The following is a 23,453-nucleotide window of genomic DNA, read 5'->3' on the forward strand; positions in this document are numbered from 1 at the left end:
CGTGGGCTCGGAGATGTGTATAAGAGACAGCCTACATACATAATTGATATTTTAACAAAGACAACACTCTCTAAAAAAATAGTGAAAGTAGCATCTGGCTGGGCTATTTTTATTACAGGCTTACTCTTTACTGTTTTCGCATTGGTTATACCATTTATAGAAATAGTACCAAAAGAATCAAATCCTGAAAAAGATGGATTGGCATCAATATTATTTATAGGTATTATAGGCATTTTATATGCTTTAATGGGATATAGTATGATTAAGAGAAAAATCCCAAAAGGGTTTAATGTTTTCAATGAAGAATTTTGAGAAATATGTTATATTTTAATTAAGGAAAATTGGACCGCTTTATTGATGATAATTATTTTTAATTCAATACTTAATTGATGAGCATCGTAATTTCAATAATGGCTGGTTGTGGATTCAGCACAGCCAGTCATTATATACAATCATTGGTACAATAAAGTATATAGTTGCGTAAACAAATATATGCCATTAATCCTTGAGCTGGTATATGTTCATTTGTCTCATGATCAAAGTATATCTATTTCCAAATGTTCCAACATCTTGGAACTGTCCATTTTTTCCCCTCTATCATCCGAGAATAACATCTAAAAACATAATTGGTTAAAATTATACATGCCGTTCTAATGCAATTATTTAATACTGAATATGTTATAAGTCGAAAGTACCATGCTTATAAGAGGCCCGGGAAGGGATATAATAATCCTCACCTGGGGTTTGGGGCTGTATAAAATCTTGTCTGAATATTTCCGGAGGATTATCTGCTACCACATCTGCGTCATGGATATATATGTTAAAATAGCATTCGGGCTCTGTCTTTTGGTTATATGGTCCTTCTCCCACAAAAGTAAATTTGTAGAAACCGATTTTTTCCCCGTCTTTTCTGACCGTAAGAAACCAGATATTACCAGTACTTATCGTTTTGAATCTTAATCCTTTCAATGCTGAATACCTTTCTTCTATAAACTGACCATTCAAATATGTCTGTTTTTTACACGTAAAAGGCAACTCAAATTTGCCACCTTCAGCTGGTAGAATAAAAGGGTTTTGTTCCGACTGGATTTTATACAGAAATGTCAACTTGCCTTTATCTATAATTAGTGGAATCTTTTCTACTTTTATGCCATTGATGGTAGAGTATGAAATCCGCAAATCGCCATTCAACATTTTATCTTCTTTATTTATATTTGAGGTTATATTTAATATCACCTGACCACCCTCCACTTTTGTCTCTATATCAGAAAACAGAGCTTTATCAAATTCGACCAAAACATCTTTGGGAATAATAGGAACCTCTGAATCTAAAATATCATCTATTAATGTTTTCTGAATAATTGTAACCGTAATAGTACGTTTCTCCCCAAAACAGCTGAATGGTTTAAATGCATTTTCACTTGGTAATACCTGATATTCATAAATTTTATTGTTCTCTTCTTTTTGACAAGAAAGCAATATTAAAGAAATGTATAGAAGAATGAATGTCTTTTTCATATTCATGCAGTTTTATTTTTGCAAATTAAAGGAATTTTCCCATATAATAAAATACCAATTAATTGGTATTTCGCATAATGCAATCTAAACAAATCTTTTATTCATAGCCTAAACGCCCATGCGATACAAAGTCACCCTTTTAACACCAATGTGTTGGCAGAACAACTCAATGCCAACTTTTAAAGGAGCTTCATTGCTATTATTGGTAGCCAAAACCATTTGTGATCCTAGTCTAAAAGAGTTAAGTGGTATAAGATGTACAAGCGTATTTGGCTAAGAACAAAAAGATTTAAATAAATATAAGGATTTCAACGTGATTAACAATATAACGTGTTTTATAAACATTCCCAACAAACTCTATTCAATAGTTGGTGCTACTCTTTCGATACAAATAGTATCAAAGTATGAAGCTAACACTCAACCGCAAATTCAGATGCTCGACCTATACAATAGGCGACTTGTCCATCAATGGCAATTTTTTCTGTAACACCATTGAAGATACCGTAAGAGAACTTCCTGCTGTTTGCCCTAATACCCCTGATGACTGTTCTTGTACCTGCAAGGAAAAGATCTATGCTAAGACTGCCATTCCCGCTGGGACATACAAAGTTACTCTTCAGTACAGTCCCAAGTACAAGAAGAAGATGCCGTATCTGCACGATGTGCCCCATTTCATCGGTATCCTGATTCATTCCGGCAATACCGAAGTTGATTCTGCCGGCTGTATCATCGTGGGAAATAACACGGTTAAAGGGAAAGTGTTGGAATCCCGTGCTACTTTCCAGAAATTATATTCCATACTTGAGTCTGAAACCGATATAACCATTCAAATCATATAAGGGATGGCGGTCAACAGGCTCAAACCGCCTAAAAACCTGCATATCGAGTTCAAACCGTCACCACGACAATATGAACTGTGGAAGTTGTTGCAACCTAATTATTGTCCCCACTGCGGCGGAGAAATAGAGCAAATCCTTGTCGGTTACGATCCGCAAAGGAATCCGCAGTATAAGCCGCAATGTAAGCAATGCAGGTCGCAAAACCTTCCACAGTTGATATTGGGTGGGGGAGCAGCGGGTGGCGGAAAGTCTTTTATCGGTAGCATATGGTTGGTATCCTCGTGTATCCGGTTTGAGAATATTCGTGCGGTCGTCGCCCGTAAGACGCTCAAATCATTGAAGGAATCGACCTGGAATACCATCAAGTCGATACTGAAAGATTGGGGGCTTAAAGAGGATATAAATTACAAGATAAACAATCTCGAAGGCACACTCACATTCTGGAATGATTCGGTTATTATCATGAAAGAGATGGCAGACATCCCCAGCGACCCGAACTTTGAACGTTTTGGTTCGTCCGAATATACTATTGCTATGGTGGACGAGGTATCGGAGATTTCCGAACGGGCTGTCGAGGTGCTGTTTTCCCGTCTCCGTTGGAGAATCCACGAAACGTTCAGGACGCCACGAATGTTACTCACGACTAATCCGACAATCAACTGGGTGCGCTCCCGTTTTGTACAAGACGAGAATGGTGAAAAAGTTATTTGCCGTGAAGGTGAATCCTATATTCCGTTTTCCGTATTTGATAACCCGAACATTGCTTTTCGTCAGGTTTATGAGGCTGCATTGAACAAAATTCGGGACCAAGCTACCAAGGAACGCCTGCTTTATGGTAACTGGGACTTTGTGGAGGCCAACGATATGGCCATTTATCGCAGTTTTGATGGTTCCAGGCATCTTGTTACCGGGCTGAAAGAAAAAGTGTATGATCCTACCAAACCGCTTGTTACGGTTTGGGATTTCAATGTCGCTCCCCAAATGTCCGTGCTTTCCGCACAGATAGACTACGACAACAAGAAGGTATATATACTTGAGGAAATACTCGGTAAACCGGAGGAAAAAGAGAATAATACGCCTGCATTGGCACGAAAAGTACGTTTGAAACTTTACCGTGACAAACATATTGGTGGAGTGGATGTAACAGGAGATCCATCCGGATTGCAGCGCTCCACCACTAACGAGGACGGAGTTAACAACTACACCATCATTACGGACACTTTTGGTAAAGGGATCTTACGCCCGAAAGTGAAACTTTTACGAAAGCAGCCTCCGCAGGCGACACGCTGTGAGTTTGTAAACGAGGTGTTCGACGGTTACAGCGGCTGGGATATACAGATAGATATCAAATGCCGGAAGCTTACACAGGATTTGATTTATCAGCTCCGCAACGAGGACGGTTCAAAGAATAAACAGAAGACTACCGATCCGAAAACCGGTATCAAATACGAGCGTTACGGGCACTTGTCAGACTGCCTTGACTATCTGCTGTGTTATTATCTGCGTGACAGTTGGTACAAGTTTAAGAGTGGCGGAGACGGAAATGGATATGTGGTTTCTACCTCGGTTATTCAGGAAGGATTTTCATATTAACAACGAAATAAGAATATGTATAGACGGTTTCTCAATAACAACGATTATTTGGGTATCATTACTCAAGAAGCCCTTGCACAACTGACACGGGGTAATGACGGGCGGTTTGTTCAGGCTGAAGAATCGGCAGAAATAAGTATCGTGGAATATCTCTCGGAGAATTATGAAGTGGAGAAAGAGCTTGCCAGAGGAAAATATATTGCCGAATACGACCGGTGCATTACCTATCCGGTGGGAGTGCATATCTATTTTGAAGGACAAATTCATGAAGTGATACGTTCCATCAGCGGTTATCGCAAGCCGTCAACAGTTATTTATTGGGAAGAGTGTTCCGATATCAATACAGATGCAGCACTGGTTATAAATTATTCCCAATTTGGCACCTATTATCCGGGTAATAAGGTAAATTGTAATGGGGTCATCTATACATGCCTTTCGGAGAATGGTTACAAGTTCGATGATATCCGCATCCCGCTAGTCAGCGGCTGGAAGGAAGTAGAAACATCATCATGGCAGCCCATAGGATATCCATTATGGGACGTGGTTGAATATGGTGGAGAGTTTTACACGTTAATGACACTTGACAGCTATGACAGCAATCTCGATCCAATGGCTTCCAACAATTGGGGAGCTATCGCAGATTATGATCCGGCATACAACACATATGAACTTTCGGATCACGAGTACGTAGTCTACAAAGGGCGGGTGTTCTGTCCAGAAACAGACGTAAATGCTGATATACCACAAGCAGGACAACATCTTGTGTTACATGACCCACGTAATCCTAACCTTAAGAGGCACATGGTAAGACTGGCCGTTTATGAACTTACAAAACTCATAGCACCGAACAATGTGAGTGTTGTACGGATACGGGATTATGAGGACAGCATGAAATGGCTTAATGATGCAGCCCGTTTGCGGCTCAACCCGCAAATTCCTCGTAAACTCGATGAGACCAAAAAGCCAGTTACCGATTGGCAACTGGCTACGTTTCAGACCGACTATAATCCGCACTGCAATCCATGGTTTATATGAAATTTGCTATTCATACACCTTGCAGATTATGCTGTGAATTGAGTGGAACCATAGTCTCGGATATTATTTCTTTTCCTGTAAGGTACAGATACTGACTCTGTTCCAGTCCGGTTCAGAGAACATGTCCCCTATGCCTTGTCCTTCCGCAGTGATGCGTGAGGACGCTATCCGATATTTTTTTGTCAGGATATCCTTGACTGACTCCGCACGTGCACGTGCTATCCTCTCATTCACCTCCATGCTTCCTTCCGGTGAGGCATATCCCTTGATAACGACCTTGGATTCAGGATGCCTGTTCATATAGGAGGCGATCCGTTCCACATTGGGAAGTTGTGAGGCGTCAACCTTGGAACTGCCCTGACGGAAAGTTACGATAGACTCCAGTGTCTTGGCTTTTTCAATGACGGTTTCAATGACCGGTTTCTTGTTCTGACATTCAGCCAGCTGCTTCTGGAGCATGTCCACATGAGCAGCTGCTTCCTCTGTCTGTTTCCGGCTGTCCGATAGCTGGCCGCGCAGACTGTTGACGCTTGCATTCAGGTTGTCCACCTCTCTTTGGTCATATTCCTTTACGAGAATGGCATGATGCCTGCCGGAACTTCCCTTTATATAATAGGTAATCCCCGCAAGTAGTTCAACGTGTGCATTGTTGGCATTGAAACGGCTCTTGTACTTGTTGAAGTCACCTTCCATATCATATACCAATGAAGGCTTCAGACTGATTGCCCATGCTTTTTCCTTCCCGATATTGAAGTTGAAGTCCATTCCCAGCCGTGTACCCCAGGAGTTAGCGTCTCCCGTACCATTGACATAGTCATGAAGCCAGCCTATTCCAGCTACAACCTCCATTTCAAAGATTCGAGGTGTTCCGGGATAACCACCGAAAAGATTCATCATGTTAAACTTGCTTAAAAGCTCAATATTCGAAGCGTCAAAAGCCGTCTTACTACTGCTTGTATTAATGTATCCCATGAAAGAAGTTCCCAGACTCAGAACCGGTGTTATCTGTTTTGACAGTTCAACACCCATGGCAGGGCGTGAATTCTTCCAGAAGGCACTGTGTGTCATAGGAGTAGTCACCCCACCTTTGACTCCAACAGACCAGTTGTCCATAAACTTTGTTCCTTTCAACAAGGTCTGTCCGTTTGCGGTCAAGACAGACACTCCAAGCATACATAAAATCAAAATGTTTTTTTTCATTAAATTCAGTTTTTAATTAAACATAAGGGAATCATCCCATTTTATCAGTACATTTACTTGTTTCAAAAGTAAATCCAAGTATCATCATACCCATAGATATTGTAAATATTTGAATACAAAACATCTCCTTCCCCGTATATTTTTACGAAAAAATGGGGGAAGCAAGGTTCAGATCTCCTTATCTTTCAGAGTCTTTCCTCTTTATGTCTTGTACATCTATCCAACAAATTTAGCTCCCATATCCACTTGCTGGGATTTTTCCCAAAACAGGGGTGGAATCTCCTACTGAAGGAGCGTTCCGAAATATTATATAAATCAGCCCTTCTTGGCAGTATTCGCTTTTTTATAGTTTCCATAACATTTTCTCAAAGTGCCGCCTAATGCAGGTCAATGCGAAAAAGAATGTCGTTATTTTTCATCTTACATATAGCTCCTTCAGCAACCTTGTATCCAAATATGTTCTAACAGAGCCCAATACTTCTATCAGAGGCTTCTTAGCGGGAAGAATGAGATTGTCTGAGTTGGTTCTTCCCCCTTGGCAAACAAAGAATCTGAGAAAAGTTTATCACATACACTTACATTCCCTTCCCCAAATAAAAGCACACATCTCGAACCCGTTATGGATTTTATCAGGGTTCCTATGTTTGGTGGAATGCACACCATCTGATTTTTATAAAATCCGTAAACCTTTGTATTTGACCAAGTCAAAAATAGCCTCACCTTCATCCGAATGCACAACAGCTTGTTGTTGGCAATCCGGTATACTTCATTCTCCTCCAATTGCTGACAAGTAAATCTTAAATCCGAATTCATCTCGTAAATCAGATAGGATAAATATTCATCCAGATATAGTAATTTCATATATTTTATATAACAAGAATTAGGGCAGAACTATTTTTAATAAAGCAGACAATATGTTAATTAAAACAGACAAATTCAGCAAACAGGATGATACAGTTTTATCAATCAGTCTTTGATTTTGACAAGCTATTTTAGGTATGCAGAATCAAAAAACTTTGTTTTGATAGTAATGATATTATAAATTGCTACTATTAGCTGCAATCAGATTGCATTCTAATCACTAAAACAGTAATTTATAAAATATATTTTTGAGTGCCTCAGATATGTATAAGTGATACGCAACAAAATTCTTGCACCTTTTATTTCATAAATATGTGGCTCATACAAAAGGGATAGGAATGCTAGAAGCAAAAGTATATGACATTTTTTTTATCTTTTTTATTCCCGTGTAAGTTTTACTTACACGGGAATAAAACTTATTTAGGTAAATACTTATTATAATTCTTCGCTTCCGGATCAACGACCGGACGTATGGAATAGGTCATACAACGCCTGTAGGTTGCGTTTGTATTGGAGGCAGGCGCCCAACCAGGACGACCTCCAGTGGAATTGAGCAGATAACGGCCCGCATGAGCATCATTCCTGGCCTGTGCCACGGCAAAAATAGCTTCATTCCCTCCTGTGTTTCCGTTTAAAAAGGAGCCGTCATAAATACTTCCGGGCAGAGGTGTTTTCAGACCGGATTTACTTTCATTATAATATGCGAATCTCAATGTTACAGCCTCGTTTTGTGACATGATCCGGAATCCGTAGGGAGACGGGTCAAAAACGGTTTTTCCGCCCACATCCTCGGGTTTTCCCGTTCTGGAGGGTCGGTTCCACGGATACAGGAACACCCAACGATTCTTGAAATTATTAACCAGCCTATGCGGGAAACATTCATACAGCCAAAAACTTTGATGGGAGACGATCGAGTTCGGCCTTTCGATACTTTGTTTCATTGTCATAGCGGCCCCCCTTGCCTCCTGAGCATTATCAAGACCATTATTCGCCCTATCCCCTTTCTGCTCCCAAAGGAAATCGAATGGCTTGCCATTGCCGTCATAAAAGTTCGTATTTGCCCGCACGTCATGTGCCGGGAACGGGTCTTTCCTGCCCCATTGGTATTGCATGCCGAATTCCTTATACGCACTTGCACTATACTGTGAATTAACCGCCTCGTAGGCCCCCAACAGGTGCGACATCAATTGAACCGTTGCCGCTCCGTCTCCTCCATATTTACCGACATTCAATACCGTCGGATACTTGTCCACTATCCAGATGTGCCAAGACCAGAGGGTCGGGTTCCCTTTGATCTTTCCTGATTTAATCTCTATCAGTACATTCCCCGGCTTCTGTCCGGGCTTGACATAGATATATGAATTCGGTCCGGAACCTCCCTGCTCGGACAACTTGCTGAGCCCCGCTCTTTCTATATCATTCCGCCCCCCCGTCGCTTTAATATCCGTCCATAGGATATTGACTGTCCAGTCATCATCAGTATCCAGCTTGTTCAGCATAAAATCCTCCTTGTTTCCCGGAAGCCCTTGATTGCCACTCATAGAGGCGTCATGATCCAGAAGCTTCTTGTAATAATCATAGGCGGTATTCACCCGGGAGACGGGGATAAAGATGCCTTGCTTCGACCCGGCTTTAACCATATACGTATTCGACTCAGGCTGTACAATCCCTGAAACCAACTCCACCACGAACTCTCTCTCCGGGAAAAAGCCTTCAGGGGAATAAATCTTGAACCTCGCCTTACCGGAGTAAAGACGTGGGGTTTTGATATCGTCAACAGCCGTGAAAGCAACCGGTTTTCCCGAAAGGGAGGGATCTGCCTCATGGAAAGGGATGAACGTCTCTATCACGTTACCCGCCCCGTTATCGGACAAAGCGGAAACCAACTCGACCTTGTATTCGCTGTTGGCCTTGACATAATATTGCTTCTGCCTGCCGTCCATCAGATAGATACTGTTGCTGGACACCAGCAATGACTGATGCAGCCATTTGTCGAAGAAGGGGATGGCATTATATTCTTTCTGTAAGAGGCTGAGTTTTGCCGACGCGCTTCTACTGGTTCCCGCATGTGTGACGGTGAAGGTATAAGTGGTATTGAAATTATCGAAATACTCCAGATTCTCCGTGATGTCGGGAGCCGTTACCATGTATCTCCATACCCCTCCCGCGAGTTGATCCGCTTTCTCTATCTTAAACGGATTGGCGGCTTCGGCATGGAAAACGGGTTCCAGATCATGCGGCTCTGTCTTCACATAGAAAGTGCCCTTGGCACCTGCCTCTTCCGCCGTAAGCGTCCGCCCGTCTTTCGTTACCATCTTACCTGATTGTCCGTAGCTCTCGCCGTACTGGTTGACCTCGATAAACTCCAGCGGCTGGCTGCACGCCTCGTCCGCGAAGATCCGTAGGGTGACATTGATATCCTTGGACTGCTCGAAGCCAAGGAACCATTTCATACGGCCCGCCTTCACGTAAGCGGCTTTCAGCGCGTTCTGGGCATCTTCCGGCTTTTCCGGCCACGAGCGGTCCGTGTCCACCTGCTCCGTGACCGTAAAGGTCACGATTTTCTCGTCGGTCAGCGCGGCCTTGCCTGGCTCCGAGGGTTTTATAGAATAGCTGATCCACGCGGGCAGCCCCTCTACCGTGAACCCTTCTGGCCAGGAAGTCTGCACTTTCGCCATCAGGCTACCTCCCTCCCTATAAAAAGTGAAATGGTCATCGCTGACCCCCAGCATATATTGCCCGTCATACTGCACGTTGGACATTGTCGACTCACTCCATACCACGACATTGTACATGATATTGGCGGCCGGCCCTTTCCTAGCGTCCTCTTCCGTGTCGAATCCCGGACCACCCACCTCCGTGATATTCACCAAGTAACGGTGGTTCCGCAGTAAGGGTAGATACTCGTATGTCGCGTCGGCCTCGGCTCCCGTACGTTTCAGGTAGTCTATCCGGAAGAATGTCTCCTTGTCGGGACGACTCTTGTCCGCGCCGGTCAGTCCGACAACGATATAAGGACGTTTCAAGTAATTTTCCGTATTATTCTCAGGAAGAGTTTCTCCGTTGGCTCCTTGCGTGGCAGCCGTCGGCGCATTGACCGCCTCCGGAACATATACCTCACGTAACAAGATTTTCTCATCCACTATGGAAGATGTTCTATCAATCTTTCCTGTCACAGCCGGAGCCGGATCTGGAATAGAAGGCTGTTTGGCCTTTCTGTTGGCCTTATCCCAATAAGTCTCGTTCTCGAACGGGGAGACCCGCCCTTCCGCATTGGTATTATAAAAAAACACCTTGGTCAGTGTTATCCCTTCAATCCCCCCGGCTTTCTCGTCGAATGTGGAAGCTCCTTCTGATGTACTGCTCAGGTTAAGCCCCACGTCCACACGTGCCACAGCGCGGACCAGATAAATAATACCAAGTTTAGGAACGGCACCGGAACTGTGATCCACCCTGACCGGATCCGAAACTCCCCACATCGGGAGCTCCCCGTCCTTCCATTCCCCTTTCTCGGGCATGGAAAATGTGAAAAGTTCCATAACCTCCTCCCGTGTTTTTCCGGTCAACTTGTCCACTCCGGTCTCGTCTGACGCGGCAATATTGGCCAGCATCACGAAAGTGCTGGTATCGCCTGAAGGGGTATTCTTTGCCAGCAAGGTCATGGTCCCCTTGCCTTTCTTGTCAGCCGGGACACCGGAAGGGGTATAGGAGGTCACTTTGGCCTCATATGAAAACTTGTCGTCCTTGTCAAACACAAGTAACCTGATCCTCTCCGCTGCCGTGGAGTTCTCCCCCTCCGGTGTAAGGGACCGCGTCAGGGGATTCCGGAGACCAAGTCCTTCGACAGACATGCTGACAGACGTCCAGCCGTCCTTAACTGGCGCTTCTGTACTTCCGTTTCCATATTCGTCAAAGGGGGCGCTGCATCCTTGCATGAGAGGAATTCCCATAGATATCGCCAGAAAAGCGAATATCAAAGTGTAATGTTTGATTCTCATATATTTGTTCTTTAAACTGTTTTTTCTTTGTGATGGAATGGACGGCATGCACCGTTACCAAGGAATAACCACCTCCGTATCCTCCCATTCGTCCACGACAATGTCATATTCCATATTCTTGGTTCCTTTCAGCGTCGAGAAGACACGATAAATGGTATTACGCCGGATATTGTAATAAGCTTTGTCATTCTCGGAAAGATCCGGGTTGTAAAGCTCGATCTTATACGTCTCATCAGGGTCTCCTGTCCGGTAATCGACAGATAAGACCAAAGTCAACGCCCTTTTTTTTTCTGTCCCGTAGACTCCCGGGGCCACATAGATGTAGTTGGGTGTCTTACCCGTATATGGGAGCAGCCTTTCTTTACATTTGGCCACAAAGGCGGATTCTCCGGTTCCCTCATTGGCACCCTCATGAAAACTGGCTCTTTCCGGTAATAACAGAGGCTCTCCAACATAATCCGCTCCCCTGATATTCGGGTTACCACTTCCTGTGGCAGTGTATTCCCCGGAAGAAGGCAGTACGGAATAACCGCTGGCTTCATTGTTCAGAGTGAGTTTTGTCACTTTGGAAAGCGGCAACAAGGGGGACAGGTAGTTGTTCCCGTCATCAACTGTTGTAAGTATGAACTCAATACGGGCATGAATGCGTTCCAGAAGTATACAGGGAGAAAGGGTAATCCTATTATTACCGAGCATATTATCTGGAACATGGAAGTTGCACTGACCCGTCATAGGGAGATATTTCCGGTTTTCTCCTTTCAGATCGTCAGATGTGAAAATTCCGGTCTTTTCCATTAATTGCTTCGGATCAGGAATTGTATGCCCATTCCTGATCTTTTCCAATCCGGATTCACAATTAACTAATAAAATAAAATTATAATCTCCTCCCATCAATTCCAAGTCCAGGGCTATATCGGACTCATTTGCATCCACTCTAGCCATTTCTCTCATTTCAAAACGGTCAATGCCGGTTACATCTGCCAGCGGGTTAGCCATTCCTTGGGGGTAATAGAAAAAGACTTTTTCCGGAGAGTTCCCGACGTTCTTGTAAGCGAAGAGCAGGACATGCTTGACGGTTTTCTCATATTCCTCCGCACCGATATAGCTCTCCTTCCATTCCCCGGATGAACGTGAAGAGCCCCCCGCCGCCCGGGAAGTACCGCCCCCCTTGTTCATTTCCGCCACAATCCGGATGGGAATAGCCTGGGGAAACTTTTCCAGTTCCTCTGTATCAGGCGAGCATCCGGTCAATTGTACAATCACCACATAGGCCGCCGCCAACAGCCTTGTCACAGTTCCATATTTCATTGTCTTTTTTTTTATAAATAATCACAACCTCTTTCTTAGGTCAGGGAATCATCAATCTTAAGTCTGTCCTGATATGATATCAGTTTTCCAACTCTATAGGACGGGAAATGACGTTCCAGTCCAGAACAGTCGCCTGTACCAGCGTCCATGTTTCCTTCTCGTACTTGAGTTTCAAGGTTATGGGAAAATCATGGTCACATTCCAGGCTATACGGCGGTTCGCCAGCATCTCCCCGGAACATGATGATGTCATCCACCAGATCGGCGGTATAAAGAGTCACCCCGGTTGTCTTGTCAATCAGGGAGACAAGTGCGTTCCTGCCTTCCTCCAGCTTCATCAGTGTAAAATCCGCCTTTAGCGCCCCTTCAGCGTCACATACGGCTTCGGTTGTATACTCAAAACGTTCGCCAATGGCAATCTGTCCGTTGAAGTCATACACACCGTTGTCATCTTCTATCCTGATGATGAAATCCTCACCCACGGGGAAGGGGTCAGAGGTGGATATGATGGTGAAGTGTATTCGGTATGTCAATTCCCGCATGTTGAAAGCCACCCGTTCATACACGCTTCCCATATCCTCTCGGTTCTCCAGTGATACGGAGGAGACCCCGACATACAGTGGGCCGGGGGCTGAGGAAATCCGATTCTCCTTCAACCGTAGTGCGACCCGCATTTCCCGCTTGGTGGTGACGCCTTTCTTAAAACCGGAAAAATCATAGGCAGCCAGGTCGCTGCCGCCCCATGCGACAAACGTGAGCTTCCCCGTATGCCGCAATGTGGCAGGCAGGGAATAATCCGCCGAAAGGACCATATTTCTGTCGGAGAACTCACCCACCAGCACGTCTTTGTCATCAAAGGCAAATACCCGGACTTCTCTGATATCTGACGGATAGTCGGGAAATCGTTCGCAAGGGGTCTGGCTGTAAAATTGGAGATTGACACCTTGCGGACAACGGCCCAAGTCATCAAATACGGCTGAGTTACATCCTATAAGACAGCAGGCGAGTAACACAATAAATGCGACAGAATGTACGCTTCTGATTTTCATTTGATATAATTTATATTGGATTTACTTGACAGTCTGGAGAGCAGACTGCTTGTTTTTTGGAGAAAGGAGAGGGAATGGTCCCCCCTTCTTTCTCCATGTTATGTCAGAAATTGCTTGTTGAATCTGTTTCCACCCAGATATTACTCGAGAATGACGTCACGTGAAACCAGGTTCCACTGAAGTACTTTGGCCTCGACACGCATATAGGTATCTTCTTTTTCGATATCCGGATTTTCAGGGTCTGTAGGTTCAGTAGGGTCTGTTGGTTTCGGCAGGTACGGGTCTTTAGGGTCAGAAGGATCCCATGGCATACCCAATCCCTGGAAAGCCTTGATTGTCAACAGATAGGTATTGTTACGGCGTGTATCAGCGTTCACAACCGACTTCCCATCAGCTGTGACAGTCTGACGGTTCCACAACGCACGGTATGCACATTTTCCGTCCGTATAGGTATAGGCTCCCTGATCCGGATTCAACTGACTTTTCTTTGCGGCTTCCTTGCTGGCATAGATAAGGCCGTCTTTTTCCCCCCGGAAAAATGTTGTCCCTTTTTGAAAATTAGTCTCTTTAACCAATTTTCCGTCTTCAAGTTTCCATACTTCATTCGGAATATAAGTGGTATAAACCTTGGCATAGGGCAGACGGTAGTAACCGAAATTCTTGTTTTCAGTTGTGAATGCATCCTTTTTTACGGAATTTTCCAGAAAATAAATGCCTGCTCCTGTTTTAGCTTCAGAGACGCTTGCTGCAGCATTTTTGGCTGCATACATGCCAAGTTTGTCCGCCGTCTGGTTCTCCGGTAGGATATTCCCCAGACGTATCAAGTTTTCCTTGGCTGAGCCATCCGGGTCTTTGGCCGCCTCAAAGTCGGTATATCCATCAATAGCTGATGCAAAGCCCTCGTAAAGGCCGTCGGCTTCTCCAATTGTACGCTTCCCCGCATGGTTGCGGAAAAGATATGTCTTTGCGGCACCGTTAATGGCAGTATACTTGATGTCGGCAAGATCAACCTTTCCTTTTCCATCAGCTGTTTCTTCATTCAAATTATCCCCTTTTACGACCATGCCTTGTGCCACGACACGCTCCACATCAAAGGAGAATACATTTTGTGCCTCACTTGTACCCGTTTTGGCAGTCTCCTCGGAAATGCCGGAAGCAATGGTTTTCTGCTCGGCTTTCGAGGTCATAACAAACTTGTTGTCTGTAGCAAGAGCAATAATATCGTTTATTGCGGTAGCTGTACTGCCATGCGTCTTGTCCGCAGCTGTTGCTATATCGGCAGAAAGGGAGCCCTTGTTAAACAGCAACGCCATGGATTGAGGACCAGGATTCGTCTTCCATGGAGCAACCTTGAATGTACCGGCTGTTTGCGTTTCCCAAAACTTGCCTGTTTCATCAGCTGCCGTTCCTAACGTCCATGTTTGAGGCTGGATATTTGAGAGAAGCTGTAATTCCGTAAGCTTACTCTCTTCCGTTCTTCCTCCGTAATCTTCCTGATTGTCATTCACCGCTCTGGTTGAGACATCTTTCATGGCGGAAATGTACATTCCTGCAAATGTTGTTCCCTCGCCCGGATTGTTTACCTGAGGAACATCTTCATTGTTACAAGCTGTCATACCCAGACTTAGGGCTGCAACTCCCGTTAAAAATAAATGGTTTACTTTCATAACTTAAATTGTTTAGTAAATAAATAATTTATTATTAATACATTAAATGCTTTTCATTTATCCGTTGATCCTGTCATGGAAAGTCCAGAAGTTTTCATTCCCGAGACTCCATGTCTTTTTTCAGTAATTCCTCCGCTTTCCGCCAGTCCCCTTTCATATTGTGGGCAATTGCCATAGGGTAAACAGAACGGCTGTCACTCTTTACTGTGTCCAATATCATCAGAGCCTTGTCTGCATCCTTTTCATACTTTAAAAGCGCATTGGCATAGTTGAGTGCCGCCAGCGGATCAGGTGCAAACTGTTCATAAGCCTTTTTGTATATGTTTACCGGATTTTTTCCCTGTTCGGCATACTGTTGCGCCAGCCTGCACATCTCATACTGGCTCAGGCATCCGGGAACGGTAATAAATATTTCCTCCAATTCGTCATCCGTATAGGGACGGACATCAAATTTCATACGAAAAACGGTACGACGCAAAGTGGGATAAACTGTGGAAAGCAACTCCGCATAGACCTTTCCCCCATCTAAAGAGCGTATAGCCGCTTCACGGGCCACATCCGTATGATGCCTCTTAATAGCGGATAAAATTTCATCCTTATATGCCAAAGAAGATACATTTATAATATTTTCCAAGCCTTTCCAGTCTTCACCCACCCCTTCTATTTCGTATATGGAGGCTTTTTTGAGCTGCGGGTACTTACTCAGTACATAATAAGAAAGCGTATGAGTACGACGTTCCGCCAAATGTTTATTATAACTAAACTCACCTTCCGGAGAAGCGTATCCCATGATATGTACTTCACGCAGCCTAGCCCCTTTGATCCGAAGCCCTTTGGATACAAAATCATCCAGACGGGCTAGCTCTTCCTGATTTTTACCAAATCCAAGAAGAAGTTCATGCTGTGCGGATTTGAAAGTGACCTTACAGTCAAATTCTTCTTCATAACATTTTATCTCCACCTTTTCCGGAGTATAAAAAATGTATTTATAGTCTTCCGGACCAAAAAGGTCTATCCCGGTTACCGGTATATTCAACTGGCTCACACCTTTACCGCACTCGGCACATCCATACACCTCTTCACGAAAAGAGAGATGGCCGGAAGCCATCCAACGTTCAAAAGGCAGCGTTTCCCGGACAGGAATTACGCCTCCCTTTAAATCTCCAGTTCTACGGATATCCTTCACAGGAACCAATGTATACGGATTGTTGCCCAGAGTTTTCTTACGGACAACAGCCCTGTATCTTTTCTTTCCAGATATACATAGGAGAGGGAAATCAACCTTGGCATTGCCGTCAGAGGAAACCAAAGAGGGATAGATATAGAGCATCTCCTGTGCTCCCAGCCGGTTTAGGGAATCTGCTATCTTGAAAGAGACGGTAAGCATTTTCCCGTCTGTACTGCGTTCTGTTTTCACTTCTGTATATTCCAGACGGCCCCCCCCCTCTCTGGCAACCTTATCTTTTACTTGTCCTGCCAATGGCAAACAATATGCATATTCCAGAACTAAGAGTATTCCTATATAATATTGTATTGGTCTCATTGATTATGTTTTTTATGTTTATATACGCAACGTGTCATTCATTTGATCATATAGACAATCGAAACGGCAAGCTTTGTAGGTCCCAGGTAATCAGCTTTTCCCGTACCCGTCTTTTTCCCGCAAGAGGTGCATCTGAACCTGTCGTATTTAATACGTGCATAGCCCAGTCCCAGGGATGCCTCCACACTGAACCTGCTGGACAGTATCCAGTGATAGCCCGCACTGACACCACCACCGTAGAAATAGCCCTCGTAACGGTGTTTTTTCATTTCCTTGGAGTGGTTCTGAATGATAAAAGGAATATTTATGCCCCCTACATTCATCTGCCCTCCGTGGACATGAAGACCAAAGAACCAGCCGTTGAATGTTTCACAGGTCCAATATCTTATTTCTGGCTGCACAAGCCAGTGACTCCATTTTCTGGTTCTGTAACCACTTGCTGTGGCATCATTCTCATAAAAGAAAAAATTCATACCCACTTGGGTGTCCAGAGTCCATTTCTTTCCTAAGGAAAACTCTGTGGAAAGATTGGGCGTCAGCAGGGCGTCATAGGCGAGATTGTTCTTTAGCGCAACCTTTTGTGAGAAAGCCTGCAGGCTGAACAGCAAGAAGAAAAAAAAACATGCTTTTTTCATATTTTTACCGATTGTTTTTGTATTAAAAAATACAAGTTTTATGATATTAACTTTGATGATGCAAAGTTAAAAGTATGCAACGTTTTTTTTGTTATATATATCAGACAGATAATTATGAAAAATGGTATTTTTATTTACACAAGGCATTAATAAGCAAAAATATCTTTTTTTAAATACTGCCGTGGATGCAGAGGGCAATTGTCATCCAGCCTTCCAGAGAAGGGGACTTAAGGAGCATCCATTTCAGCGTGATGTTCACCGGCTGTATTTCTCCTTGTCCGGAATCCAGCTGTCTATCAAATCCCTATGCTTATCCATCCACTGTCGTACAGCTCTTGTCTCAGTCTCACGGGTTTCCTCTATGGCCCGCATCAAGGAGCTGATCTCGGTATCGGACAGATGGATGTTTCCCAAAAGGGCGGCAACGAACGGATGCTCCTTACTGAATCCTTTCCTGGCAATGGAATGGATTTGCTCGGCCTCCCCATAAACGTTTTTCGAATCTTCCAGCACCCTCAGACAGAAGCGGTCAAACATCCAGTGCGGAGTCCATCCGGTTACAACGATCCATTCCTTCTTGTCTATAGCCTTCTTCAGTAATGCCGTCATGGCGGGACCGCTGGAGATCATGAGCCTGTAGTCCAGACCGTATTCAGGGATGGCTTTCTCCGTGCATTTCATGATACCGGTACCCGCATCAATTCCCACAATCTCTCCGGAAAACCGTCCGGTATGACCGCCCAGTTCCTCTATCGTATGGATTGGGACATATTCGGGCACCACAAGCCCGATACGGGCGCTGTCGTATATCTGCCCAAGAATTTCCAACCTGCCTTCGTATTTTCGGAAATAATCGGCATGGGTCACCGGCAGCCAGCTGTCCATGAACACGTCTGTCTTGCCTCTTGCCAACGAGGTGAATATGGGAGCTATGTCCGCATTCAAAAGTTCTATTCTGTATCCTTGCTCCGAGAGAATCTCCTTGGCCAGATAGGTGACCGCTATCCCTTCGGCCCAGTTCGCATAGGCTATACGGATTTTCTTGTTAGAAATGTTACCGCATGAGAAGAATATCGTGACAGCCAACAAGACTGTGAAAAATTTCGTTTTGTTTCTCATAATCATTTTGTCTTTCATTATATGTTCTACTCCTTCTATTTTTTTCGTGCTATTCCCTGTGTGATCCGGTCAAGCACGATAGCCAATATTACAACGGCAATCCCTCCTTCGAATCCCATGCCAATCTTCATCTGCGTGATACCTTTCAATACTATTTCCCCCAAACCTCCAGCTGATATCATAGCAGCTACCACTACCATAGAGAGAGACATCATGATGGTCTGGTTGACACCGGCAAGAATAGTCGGCAACGCCAGCGGTAATTGTACCTTGTAGAGCAGCTGCCAAGAAGTGGCTCCAAAAGACCGGGCGGCCTCCACCACATTTTTCGGCACCTGGCGGATACCCAATGCGGTGAGCCTTGCTACCGGAGGCATGGCGAAAATGATCGTGGCAAAGGCTCCCGGCACCGTTCCCAACCCGAAAAAGAGCACTGCCGGTATCAGATAGACAAAGGCCGGCATAGTCTGCATACAATCAAGTACCGGCTGCAGGACTTTGTTGCAGCGTCCGCTGCCCGCCATCCAGATCCCCAGAGGGATTCCCAGCAGCAGTGCCATACCGGTGGAGGAAAGTACCAGAGCCAGGGTCTGCATGGTCTCCTCCCAGAATCCCATCCCGTAGACGAGCGACAGCCCTAGGAGGGTGAAGATCCCTATCCCCCTGCCACTCTTGTATAACGCCAGGAAAGTGAGTATTGCGATGGTTATGTAAAAAGGTATCCCGAGCAGGACGCACAGTATCCCGTCAATAACGCCTTCCACCCCCAGGCTCAGCAGGTCAAAAAATGATGCGCCGTGCTCGGTCAACCATTCCACGGCCATTTCTATATATTCTCCTATCTTTATCATAATTCTATTGCGTTTTGAATGATTTCATTGATTTCTTTCTTGTCTTTTCCCGTCACCTCAATAATGAGTGACGAGAGCGGTACCATCCCTTCAAACTCACGTCGTTCATTAACTACCCAGATGGGCGAGTTGGTCTTCGTCATCAAGGGAAGTATGTCCTCCACCACAGTATCACTTAATACGGAATGTACCTCTTTCCTTATCACTGGGGCTATATTCAGGATATGCTCCTTACGCAACCTGAGAAGATCTTCCAAGCGGACCTCGCCTACCAGTATACCATCCGGGTCTACTACGGGCAACACGGTTGTCTTCCGTTCTCTCATCTTCCGGGTCAGAACCTCCGGCCCTTCTTTTCCCAACCTTGCCACCATAGGCTTGTCCACCATAATGGAGGCGGCAGTGACAATCCTGCTGCGGTCCACATTCTCCACAAAACACCTCACATACTCATTGGCGGGGGTGGTCAGAATCTCCTCGGAAGTGCCGGTTTGCTGTATCTCCCCATCACGCATGATGGCGATACGGTCACCCAACTTGACAGCCTCCTCCAAGTCGTGTGTGATAAATACGATGGTCTTTTTCATCTTTGACTGCAAGGCCAGCAGCTCGTCCTGCATCTGTACCCGTATCAGCGGGTCCAGCGCTGAGAAGGCCTCGTCCATCAGCAGGACTTCCGGATCATTGGCCAGAGCACGTGCCAGTCCCACCCGTTGTTGCATGCCTCCAGACAGCTCGCTGACCATCAGGTCGGCATATCCGTCTAGCCCGACCAAACGCATGCTTTCTGCGGCCTTTAGTTCACGTTCCCTCTTCTCAACCCCTTGTAACTCAAGTCCGAAAGCGATATTTTGCAATACAGTATAATGGGGCAGCAGTCCGAAATGCTGGAATACCATCGCCAATTCCTTCCGGCGCAGGGAACGCAACCGCTCCACCGGTATTCCGGCGATGTCCTCACCGTTGATCAGAATCTCGCCGGAGGTAGGCCTGTTCAACCGGTTGATGCATCTGAGCAGACTTGATTTTCCGCTTCCCGAGAGTCCCATGATCACAAATATCTCACCCTCCCGGACAGAGAGGCTGGCATTGTTCACGGCAATCGTGCACCCAGTCTCCTTCAATATCTCATTTTTACTCTTTCCTTTTTTCAGCATTCTGAAAGCCTTGCTTCTTTCAGAGCCGAAAATCAAATACAAATTCCTGATCTCAATTTTGTTCTTATCCATAATTCTTTAAAAATAATATCCTATATTTATATTGAATTTGACATTCCAATTGTCTTCCGTTCCCCGGGCAAAAGCTTCATCCCATACATCCCCCAGCCATGCGTGATTCCTTCCCACTGCATAGTCAATGTAGGAGAATACCTTTCCCATCGTCAGCGAACACCCCGTCACGTTCTCCAGGCTGTCATTAAACCCAGCAGTGCGTTTGTCCAGCAAGCTAAAATCATTGTACAGGCAGATACTGTCCAGAAACAACTTGTTTACGGGAATCCGGCAGGACAATGACACTATATAGATGTCTGCTCTGGAGACGATCCGGTAAGACGAACCGTAAGCCGCCATGGTCACCATACGTCTGTCCTCTCCGGGAGCCTGCACGGGTTTGAGATTATAGCTTGTGTACTGTATTTTAAGGTTCCACCGTTGATAGTCGACGACGTAGTGCAGGGCGAAAGCGGAACGGAATCCCGTCTTCCGTGTGTCCATATTATATAGCCCACCCACCAGTACCGAACCTCCGAGCTGCTGTCTCCACAAGTTTCCGAAATGATATACCACCCGGACATTGCCCTGATGCGCCTCCTTATCACGTCCAGCGATGTCATAGGCATAACGGCTAGCGGATAGTTCTGTGTCTCCACCAGTTCCGGAAAGGTCAGCATTCTGAAAATAGGCGAGCGACAACTCCCACCGGTTCTTGCGGAAAAGGTATTTTATCCCCATGTCCGCATCGTCCTCGAGACCGGCATAATAGTTCAGATTGAAAAAATAATTATTGCCTGTATAAGGCAGGATGCCGAAAGGTACTGTTGTCAACCCCATTTGTAACCGGTGTGATTTGTTGAAGCTATAACCTATCCAGCCCTCCCTGAGCATCCCGCCTCCCGAAGAGGCGGGATAGAAGCGGTAATCCGCCGCTAAATCAAATTTCTTGTAAGAAGCGTTCACGTTCAAGCGGAACACGTCGAAATCGAACTCTCCGCCACGTTTCCGGTTTTCGGGTTTCCAGTCCGAGTAATTGTAGTTGAAACGGAGTGTGCCTCCTATCTTTAACTTCGTTTTTTCCTGCGCCGCCAAAGGTGAAACGGCTATTATTGCCCCAAAGAATGGCAATAGCAAACTTTCTTTATATCGCATAAAGTCACGTTTTAACAGGGATATTTGTCCAATACCCCACTATGGTTTATAAAATGATTTTCCTAAAGCAGGTTCTGTGTAGTTTTTTTAAGAGAGGATAAAAATTATCCAACGAGCAAAAAACATAGAATTTATTCGAAAAAAACAGTAGATTATTGCCTGCTATTTTTGCAAAAGTAACAAAAATAACTGAATCTACCAAATCCGGTTTGAACAGAGATTATGAAAACATGCATCTATGATAGTTTCGTATTCGGTAACAGGATTGACGCATTAAAAATATTTCATGGATAAAAGTTCACAAAGTAGTTTATTGTTCCATCCTGCTGCCTTCCCTTTCGCTTTTACGCTTCCTTTTCTTTCATTTTTCTTAATAATCATCAGTGCTATTTTATTCATAAGTGAAACGTTTTGTGCCGCATTCCCAGTTTTTCCACCTGCTTCTTCATTAAAAGAGATATCCAATTATAGACATAAATTGTTTTTAAAGACCGATATACCCGTATAGACTCTGTCATTTTTTGAGGTTTCATTCCTAAAGAGGTGATATAAACCCTATGGCTTACAGAGGTTTCGCCTATTGTTTAAATTGTTCTTTGTGAAGATATCCTCACAACCGCCTTCAATCCCTTCTATTCTTTGAATATTCTGGTTAACGCCTGGCAACTGTACACAAAGCATTCACGGCATTCGCGTCTGGCATGAGACTCTTCCTCTGTTATATATTTGCCGTACTTGGTGGCATAATGTGCTTTGTTGACATCAATATTTTTATTATCCAAATCATCAAATCACCTTTTGACGGTATTATAAAGATTCTTATGGTTTTCTTTCAGAGCTAAGACACAATCTGCTTCACTCTCTATTATCTTTTAGCAATATCCGCTTGATACCGCATCGCATCAATGGTTACAATGCACTTGACTAAATCCAAGACTTCTAACAACAACGGGATAGCCACGATCTCGTTATGTTTTTCATTTACTTTCAGTTCTCTAAGACTGATGCCATTAGCTGTAGCCCAAGCACTAGCCATATGAAGTTTAAAATTTGGATTACCAGTGGGGCTACATTTACTGGCACCACGAATGGTTTTGCCGTCAATAGCTACAACACCCTCATATTTCTCACAGATTTCCAACATATAATGCCGAAAAAATACGTTCGAAATACTCAGGATTCAGAGCACTGAAAAGACGATTAAAGGTATCGTGACTGAGGATAGATTCCAAATCCGAGCAACCGTGCGCGGAAAAAAGTCAATCTTGGCATTGCCGAAATCTTCTACTTTATATCAGGATTCTGCACCATGTATTACGGCAGCCATTGAAATATAAATGGTAGTATCGGCAGAATGTACACTTTTTCTATTAATACGAGGATCACTGATTTATTTACAAATACTAAATATCACCATTGTTTTAGTTAATTTATATCTCTTGATTGTTTGTAAAGATAAGGATTTAATATGAAATATAAAAGCTACTTATGCATTAATTATCAATTATATATATCACAATTTTAATAAATTGAACATAAGTATCTATGATAGAAAAATATAACACATCAGCCTTGTATCCGGAAATTGCCCATTAGAGTAATCTCTAAAGAAAGTATATGTTCAGAAGTTTGTTTTGTTCCTTCAATATATTCCATTTCTATACAGATTATCTTTTCTAGAGATTGCTCTGCCAAGATGTCCATATTAATAGGAATTCAGGGTATGGTTATTGATGATGGCATAGTTTATAATCCTGTCAGTTGTTTTTGATAGAAACATTGCTTTGAGTTTAATCCAAACAGTAGTTAGTATAATAAAACTTCATAACAAGAATACTTTTTATTTTCATTCTGTCTCTTATACACATCTCC

18 protein-coding genes are annotated in these 23,453 nt (G+C 44.2%); 4 read left to right on the forward strand and 14 right to left on the reverse strand.

The genetic code is table 11. From position 1 onward, the window contains the following. The coding region (locus LPH68_RS21865) for a hypothetical protein (protein ID WP_230297133.1) at window positions 1-312 on the forward strand (312 nt) is incomplete at its 5' end. A 366-nt stretch (window positions 313-678) separates the two neighbouring features. On the opposite strand, the gene LPH68_RS21870 is transcribed toward LPH68_RS21865, so the two are convergent. Continuing rightward, complete coding sequence (locus tag LPH68_RS21870; protein ID WP_048693099.1) at window positions 679-1,518, reverse strand: hypothetical protein; 840 nt, start codon at window positions 1,516-1,518, stop codon at window positions 679-681. Window positions 1,519-1,922: 404 nt separating this feature from the next. Between LPH68_RS21870 and LPH68_RS21875 the strand changes: the two genes are divergently transcribed. Genes LPH68_RS21875 through LPH68_RS21885 form a run of 3 tightly spaced genes read left to right on the forward strand, consistent with a single transcriptional unit; the run spans window position 1,923 to window position 4,985 of the window. Beyond that, window positions 1,923-2,357: a DUF5675 family protein gene (locus LPH68_RS21875; protein ID WP_048693090.1), complete on the forward strand. Its 435-nt coding sequence runs from the start codon at window positions 1,923-1,925 to the stop codon at window positions 2,355-2,357. A gap of 3 nt (window positions 2,358-2,360) precedes the next feature. Beyond that, complete coding sequence (locus tag LPH68_RS21880; protein ID WP_048693092.1) at window positions 2,361-3,950, forward strand: phage terminase large subunit; 1,590 nt, start codon at window positions 2,361-2,363, stop codon at window positions 3,948-3,950. A 15-nt stretch (window positions 3,951-3,965) separates the two neighbouring features. Next, window positions 3,966-4,985 carry a hypothetical protein gene (locus tag LPH68_RS21885; RefSeq protein WP_117697688.1) on the forward strand — a complete coding sequence of 340 codons (1,020 nt, stop codon included), beginning with the start codon at window positions 3,966-3,968 and terminating at the stop codon, window positions 4,983-4,985. 63 nt (window positions 4,986-5,048) lie between these two features. Here LPH68_RS21885 and LPH68_RS21890 read toward each other — a convergent pair whose 3' ends face one another. From LPH68_RS21890 to LPH68_RS21945, 13 genes are all read right to left on the reverse strand, one after another. Continuing rightward, window positions 5,049-6,185, reverse strand: a complete 1,137-nt coding sequence (locus LPH68_RS21890; protein WP_048692069.1) for an OmpA family protein — start codon at window positions 6,183-6,185, stop codon at window positions 5,049-5,051. Window positions 6,186-7,462: 1,277 nt separating this feature from the next. After that, window positions 7,463-11,044 (reverse strand): hypothetical protein, encoded by a 3,582-nt coding sequence (locus tag LPH68_RS21895; RefSeq protein ID WP_230297134.1) that lies wholly within the window; start codon window positions 11,042-11,044, stop codon window positions 7,463-7,465. A gap of 54 nt (window positions 11,045-11,098) precedes the next feature. Then, window positions 11,099-12,352: a hypothetical protein gene (locus LPH68_RS21900; protein ID WP_048693950.1), complete on the reverse strand. Its 1,254-nt coding sequence runs from the start codon at window positions 12,350-12,352 to the stop codon at window positions 11,099-11,101. Between the two features lie 79 nt (window positions 12,353-12,431). Continuing rightward, window positions 12,432-13,400 carry a FimB/Mfa2 family fimbrial subunit gene (locus tag LPH68_RS21905; protein ID WP_117697686.1) on the reverse strand — a complete coding sequence of 323 codons (969 nt, stop codon included), beginning with the start codon at window positions 13,398-13,400 and terminating at the stop codon, window positions 12,432-12,434. A gap of 140 nt (window positions 13,401-13,540) precedes the next feature. Continuing rightward, window positions 13,541-15,067, reverse strand: coding sequence for an Mfa1 family fimbria major subunit (locus LPH68_RS21910; protein ID WP_048693953.1), 1,527 nt, complete (start codon window positions 15,065-15,067; stop codon window positions 13,541-13,543). Window positions 15,068-15,161: 94 nt separating this feature from the next. Next, window positions 15,162-16,610 (reverse strand): DUF3868 domain-containing protein, encoded by a 1,449-nt coding sequence (locus LPH68_RS21915; protein WP_117697684.1) that lies wholly within the window; start codon window positions 16,608-16,610, stop codon window positions 15,162-15,164. Between the two features lie 38 nt (window positions 16,611-16,648). After that, window positions 16,649-17,245 (reverse strand): DUF3575 domain-containing protein, encoded by a 597-nt coding sequence (locus LPH68_RS21920; protein ID WP_048696548.1) that lies wholly within the window; start codon window positions 17,243-17,245, stop codon window positions 16,649-16,651. 255 nt (window positions 17,246-17,500) lie between these two features. Further along, a complete protein-coding gene (locus LPH68_RS21925; protein WP_048696572.1) occupies window positions 17,501-18,364 on the reverse strand; it encodes a glycine betaine ABC transporter substrate-binding protein in 864 nt (287 codons plus the stop codon). Between the two features lie 35 nt (window positions 18,365-18,399). After that, window positions 18,400-19,215 (reverse strand): proline/glycine betaine ABC transporter permease, encoded by an 816-nt coding sequence (locus LPH68_RS21930; RefSeq protein WP_048696550.1) that lies wholly within the window; start codon window positions 19,213-19,215, stop codon window positions 18,400-18,402. Continuing rightward, on the reverse strand, window positions 19,212-20,444 hold the full coding sequence (locus LPH68_RS21935; RefSeq protein WP_048696553.1) for a glycine betaine/L-proline ABC transporter ATP-binding protein: 1,233 nt from the start codon (window positions 20,442-20,444) through the stop codon (window positions 19,212-19,214). The genes LPH68_RS21930 and LPH68_RS21935 overlap by 4 nt, the downstream gene beginning before the upstream one ends. Before the next feature lie 6 nt (window positions 20,445-20,450). Beyond that, window positions 20,451-21,581 (reverse strand): hypothetical protein, encoded by a 1,131-nt coding sequence (locus LPH68_RS21940; protein ID WP_230297135.1) that lies wholly within the window; start codon window positions 21,579-21,581, stop codon window positions 20,451-20,453. Between the two features lie 273 nt (window positions 21,582-21,854). Continuing rightward, on the reverse strand, window positions 21,855-21,980 hold the full coding sequence (locus tag LPH68_RS26665) for a hypothetical protein (RefSeq protein ID WP_255679506.1): 126 nt from the start codon (window positions 21,978-21,980) through the stop codon (window positions 21,855-21,857). Between the two features lie 466 nt (window positions 21,981-22,446). Further along, window positions 22,447-22,725 carry an ISAs1 family transposase gene (locus LPH68_RS21945; RefSeq protein WP_230297136.1) on the reverse strand — a complete coding sequence of 93 codons (279 nt, stop codon included), beginning with the start codon at window positions 22,723-22,725 and terminating at the stop codon, window positions 22,447-22,449. Window positions 22,726-23,453 lie beyond the last annotated feature (728 nt).

Source organism: Bacteroides sp. 1_1_30 (assembly GCF_020982715.1).
GTDB lineage: Bacteria > Bacteroidota > Bacteroidia > Bacteroidales > Bacteroidaceae > Bacteroides > Bacteroides xylanisolvens.

What these genes read in the sequence shown, in the direction of transcription:
- LPH68_RS21905 (WP_117697686.1), bottom strand. Translation starts at nt 13,400, where the DNA reads ATGAAAATCAGAAGCGTACATTCTGTCGCATTTATTGTGTTACTCGCC.
- LPH68_RS21870 (WP_048693099.1), bottom strand. Translation starts at nt 1,518, where the DNA reads ATGAAAAAGACATTCATTCTTCTATACATTTCTTTAATATTGCTTTCT.
- LPH68_RS21935 (WP_048696553.1), bottom strand. Translation starts at nt 20,444, where the DNA reads ATGGATAAGAACAAAATTGAGATCAGGAATTTGTATTTGATTTTCGGC.
- LPH68_RS21925 (WP_048696572.1), bottom strand. Translation starts at nt 18,364, where the DNA reads ATGAGAAACAAAACGAAATTTTTCACAGTCTTGTTGGCTGTCACGATA.
- LPH68_RS21940 (WP_230297135.1), bottom strand. Translation starts at nt 21,581, where the DNA reads ATGCGATATAAAGAAAGTTTGCTATTGCCATTCTTTGGGGCAATAATA.
- LPH68_RS21945 (WP_230297136.1), bottom strand. Translation starts at nt 22,725, where the DNA reads ATGTTGGAAATCTGTGAGAAATATGAGGGTGTTGTAGCTATTGACGGC.
- LPH68_RS21920 (WP_048696548.1), bottom strand. Translation starts at nt 17,245, where the DNA reads ATGAAAAAAGCATGTTTTTTTTTCTTCTTGCTGTTCAGCCTGCAGGCT.
- LPH68_RS21890 (WP_048692069.1), bottom strand. Translation starts at nt 6,185, where the DNA reads ATGAAAAAAAACATTTTGATTTTATGTATGCTTGGAGTGTCTGTCTTG.
- LPH68_RS21875 (WP_048693090.1), top strand. Translation starts at nt 1,923, where the DNA reads ATGAAGCTAACACTCAACCGCAAATTCAGATGCTCGACCTATACAATA.
- LPH68_RS21885 (WP_117697688.1), top strand. Translation starts at nt 3,966, where the DNA reads ATGTATAGACGGTTTCTCAATAACAACGATTATTTGGGTATCATTACT.
- LPH68_RS21930 (WP_048696550.1), bottom strand. Translation starts at nt 19,215, where the DNA reads ATGATAAAGATAGGAGAATATATAGAAATGGCCGTGGAATGGTTGACC.
- LPH68_RS21895 (WP_230297134.1), bottom strand. Translation starts at nt 11,044, where the DNA reads ATGAGAATCAAACATTACACTTTGATATTCGCTTTTCTGGCGATATCT.
- LPH68_RS26665 (WP_255679506.1), bottom strand. Translation starts at nt 21,980, where the DNA reads ATGAATAAAATAGCACTGATGATTATTAAGAAAAATGAAAGAAAAGGA.
- LPH68_RS21900 (WP_048693950.1), bottom strand. Translation starts at nt 12,352, where the DNA reads ATGAAATATGGAACTGTGACAAGGCTGTTGGCGGCGGCCTATGTGGTG.
- LPH68_RS21910 (WP_048693953.1), bottom strand. Translation starts at nt 15,067, where the DNA reads ATGAAAGTAAACCATTTATTTTTAACGGGAGTTGCAGCCCTAAGTCTG.
- LPH68_RS21915 (WP_117697684.1), bottom strand. Translation starts at nt 16,610, where the DNA reads ATGAGACCAATACAATATTATATAGGAATACTCTTAGTTCTGGAATAT.
- LPH68_RS21880 (WP_048693092.1), top strand. Translation starts at nt 2,361, where the DNA reads ATGGCGGTCAACAGGCTCAAACCGCCTAAAAACCTGCATATCGAGTTC.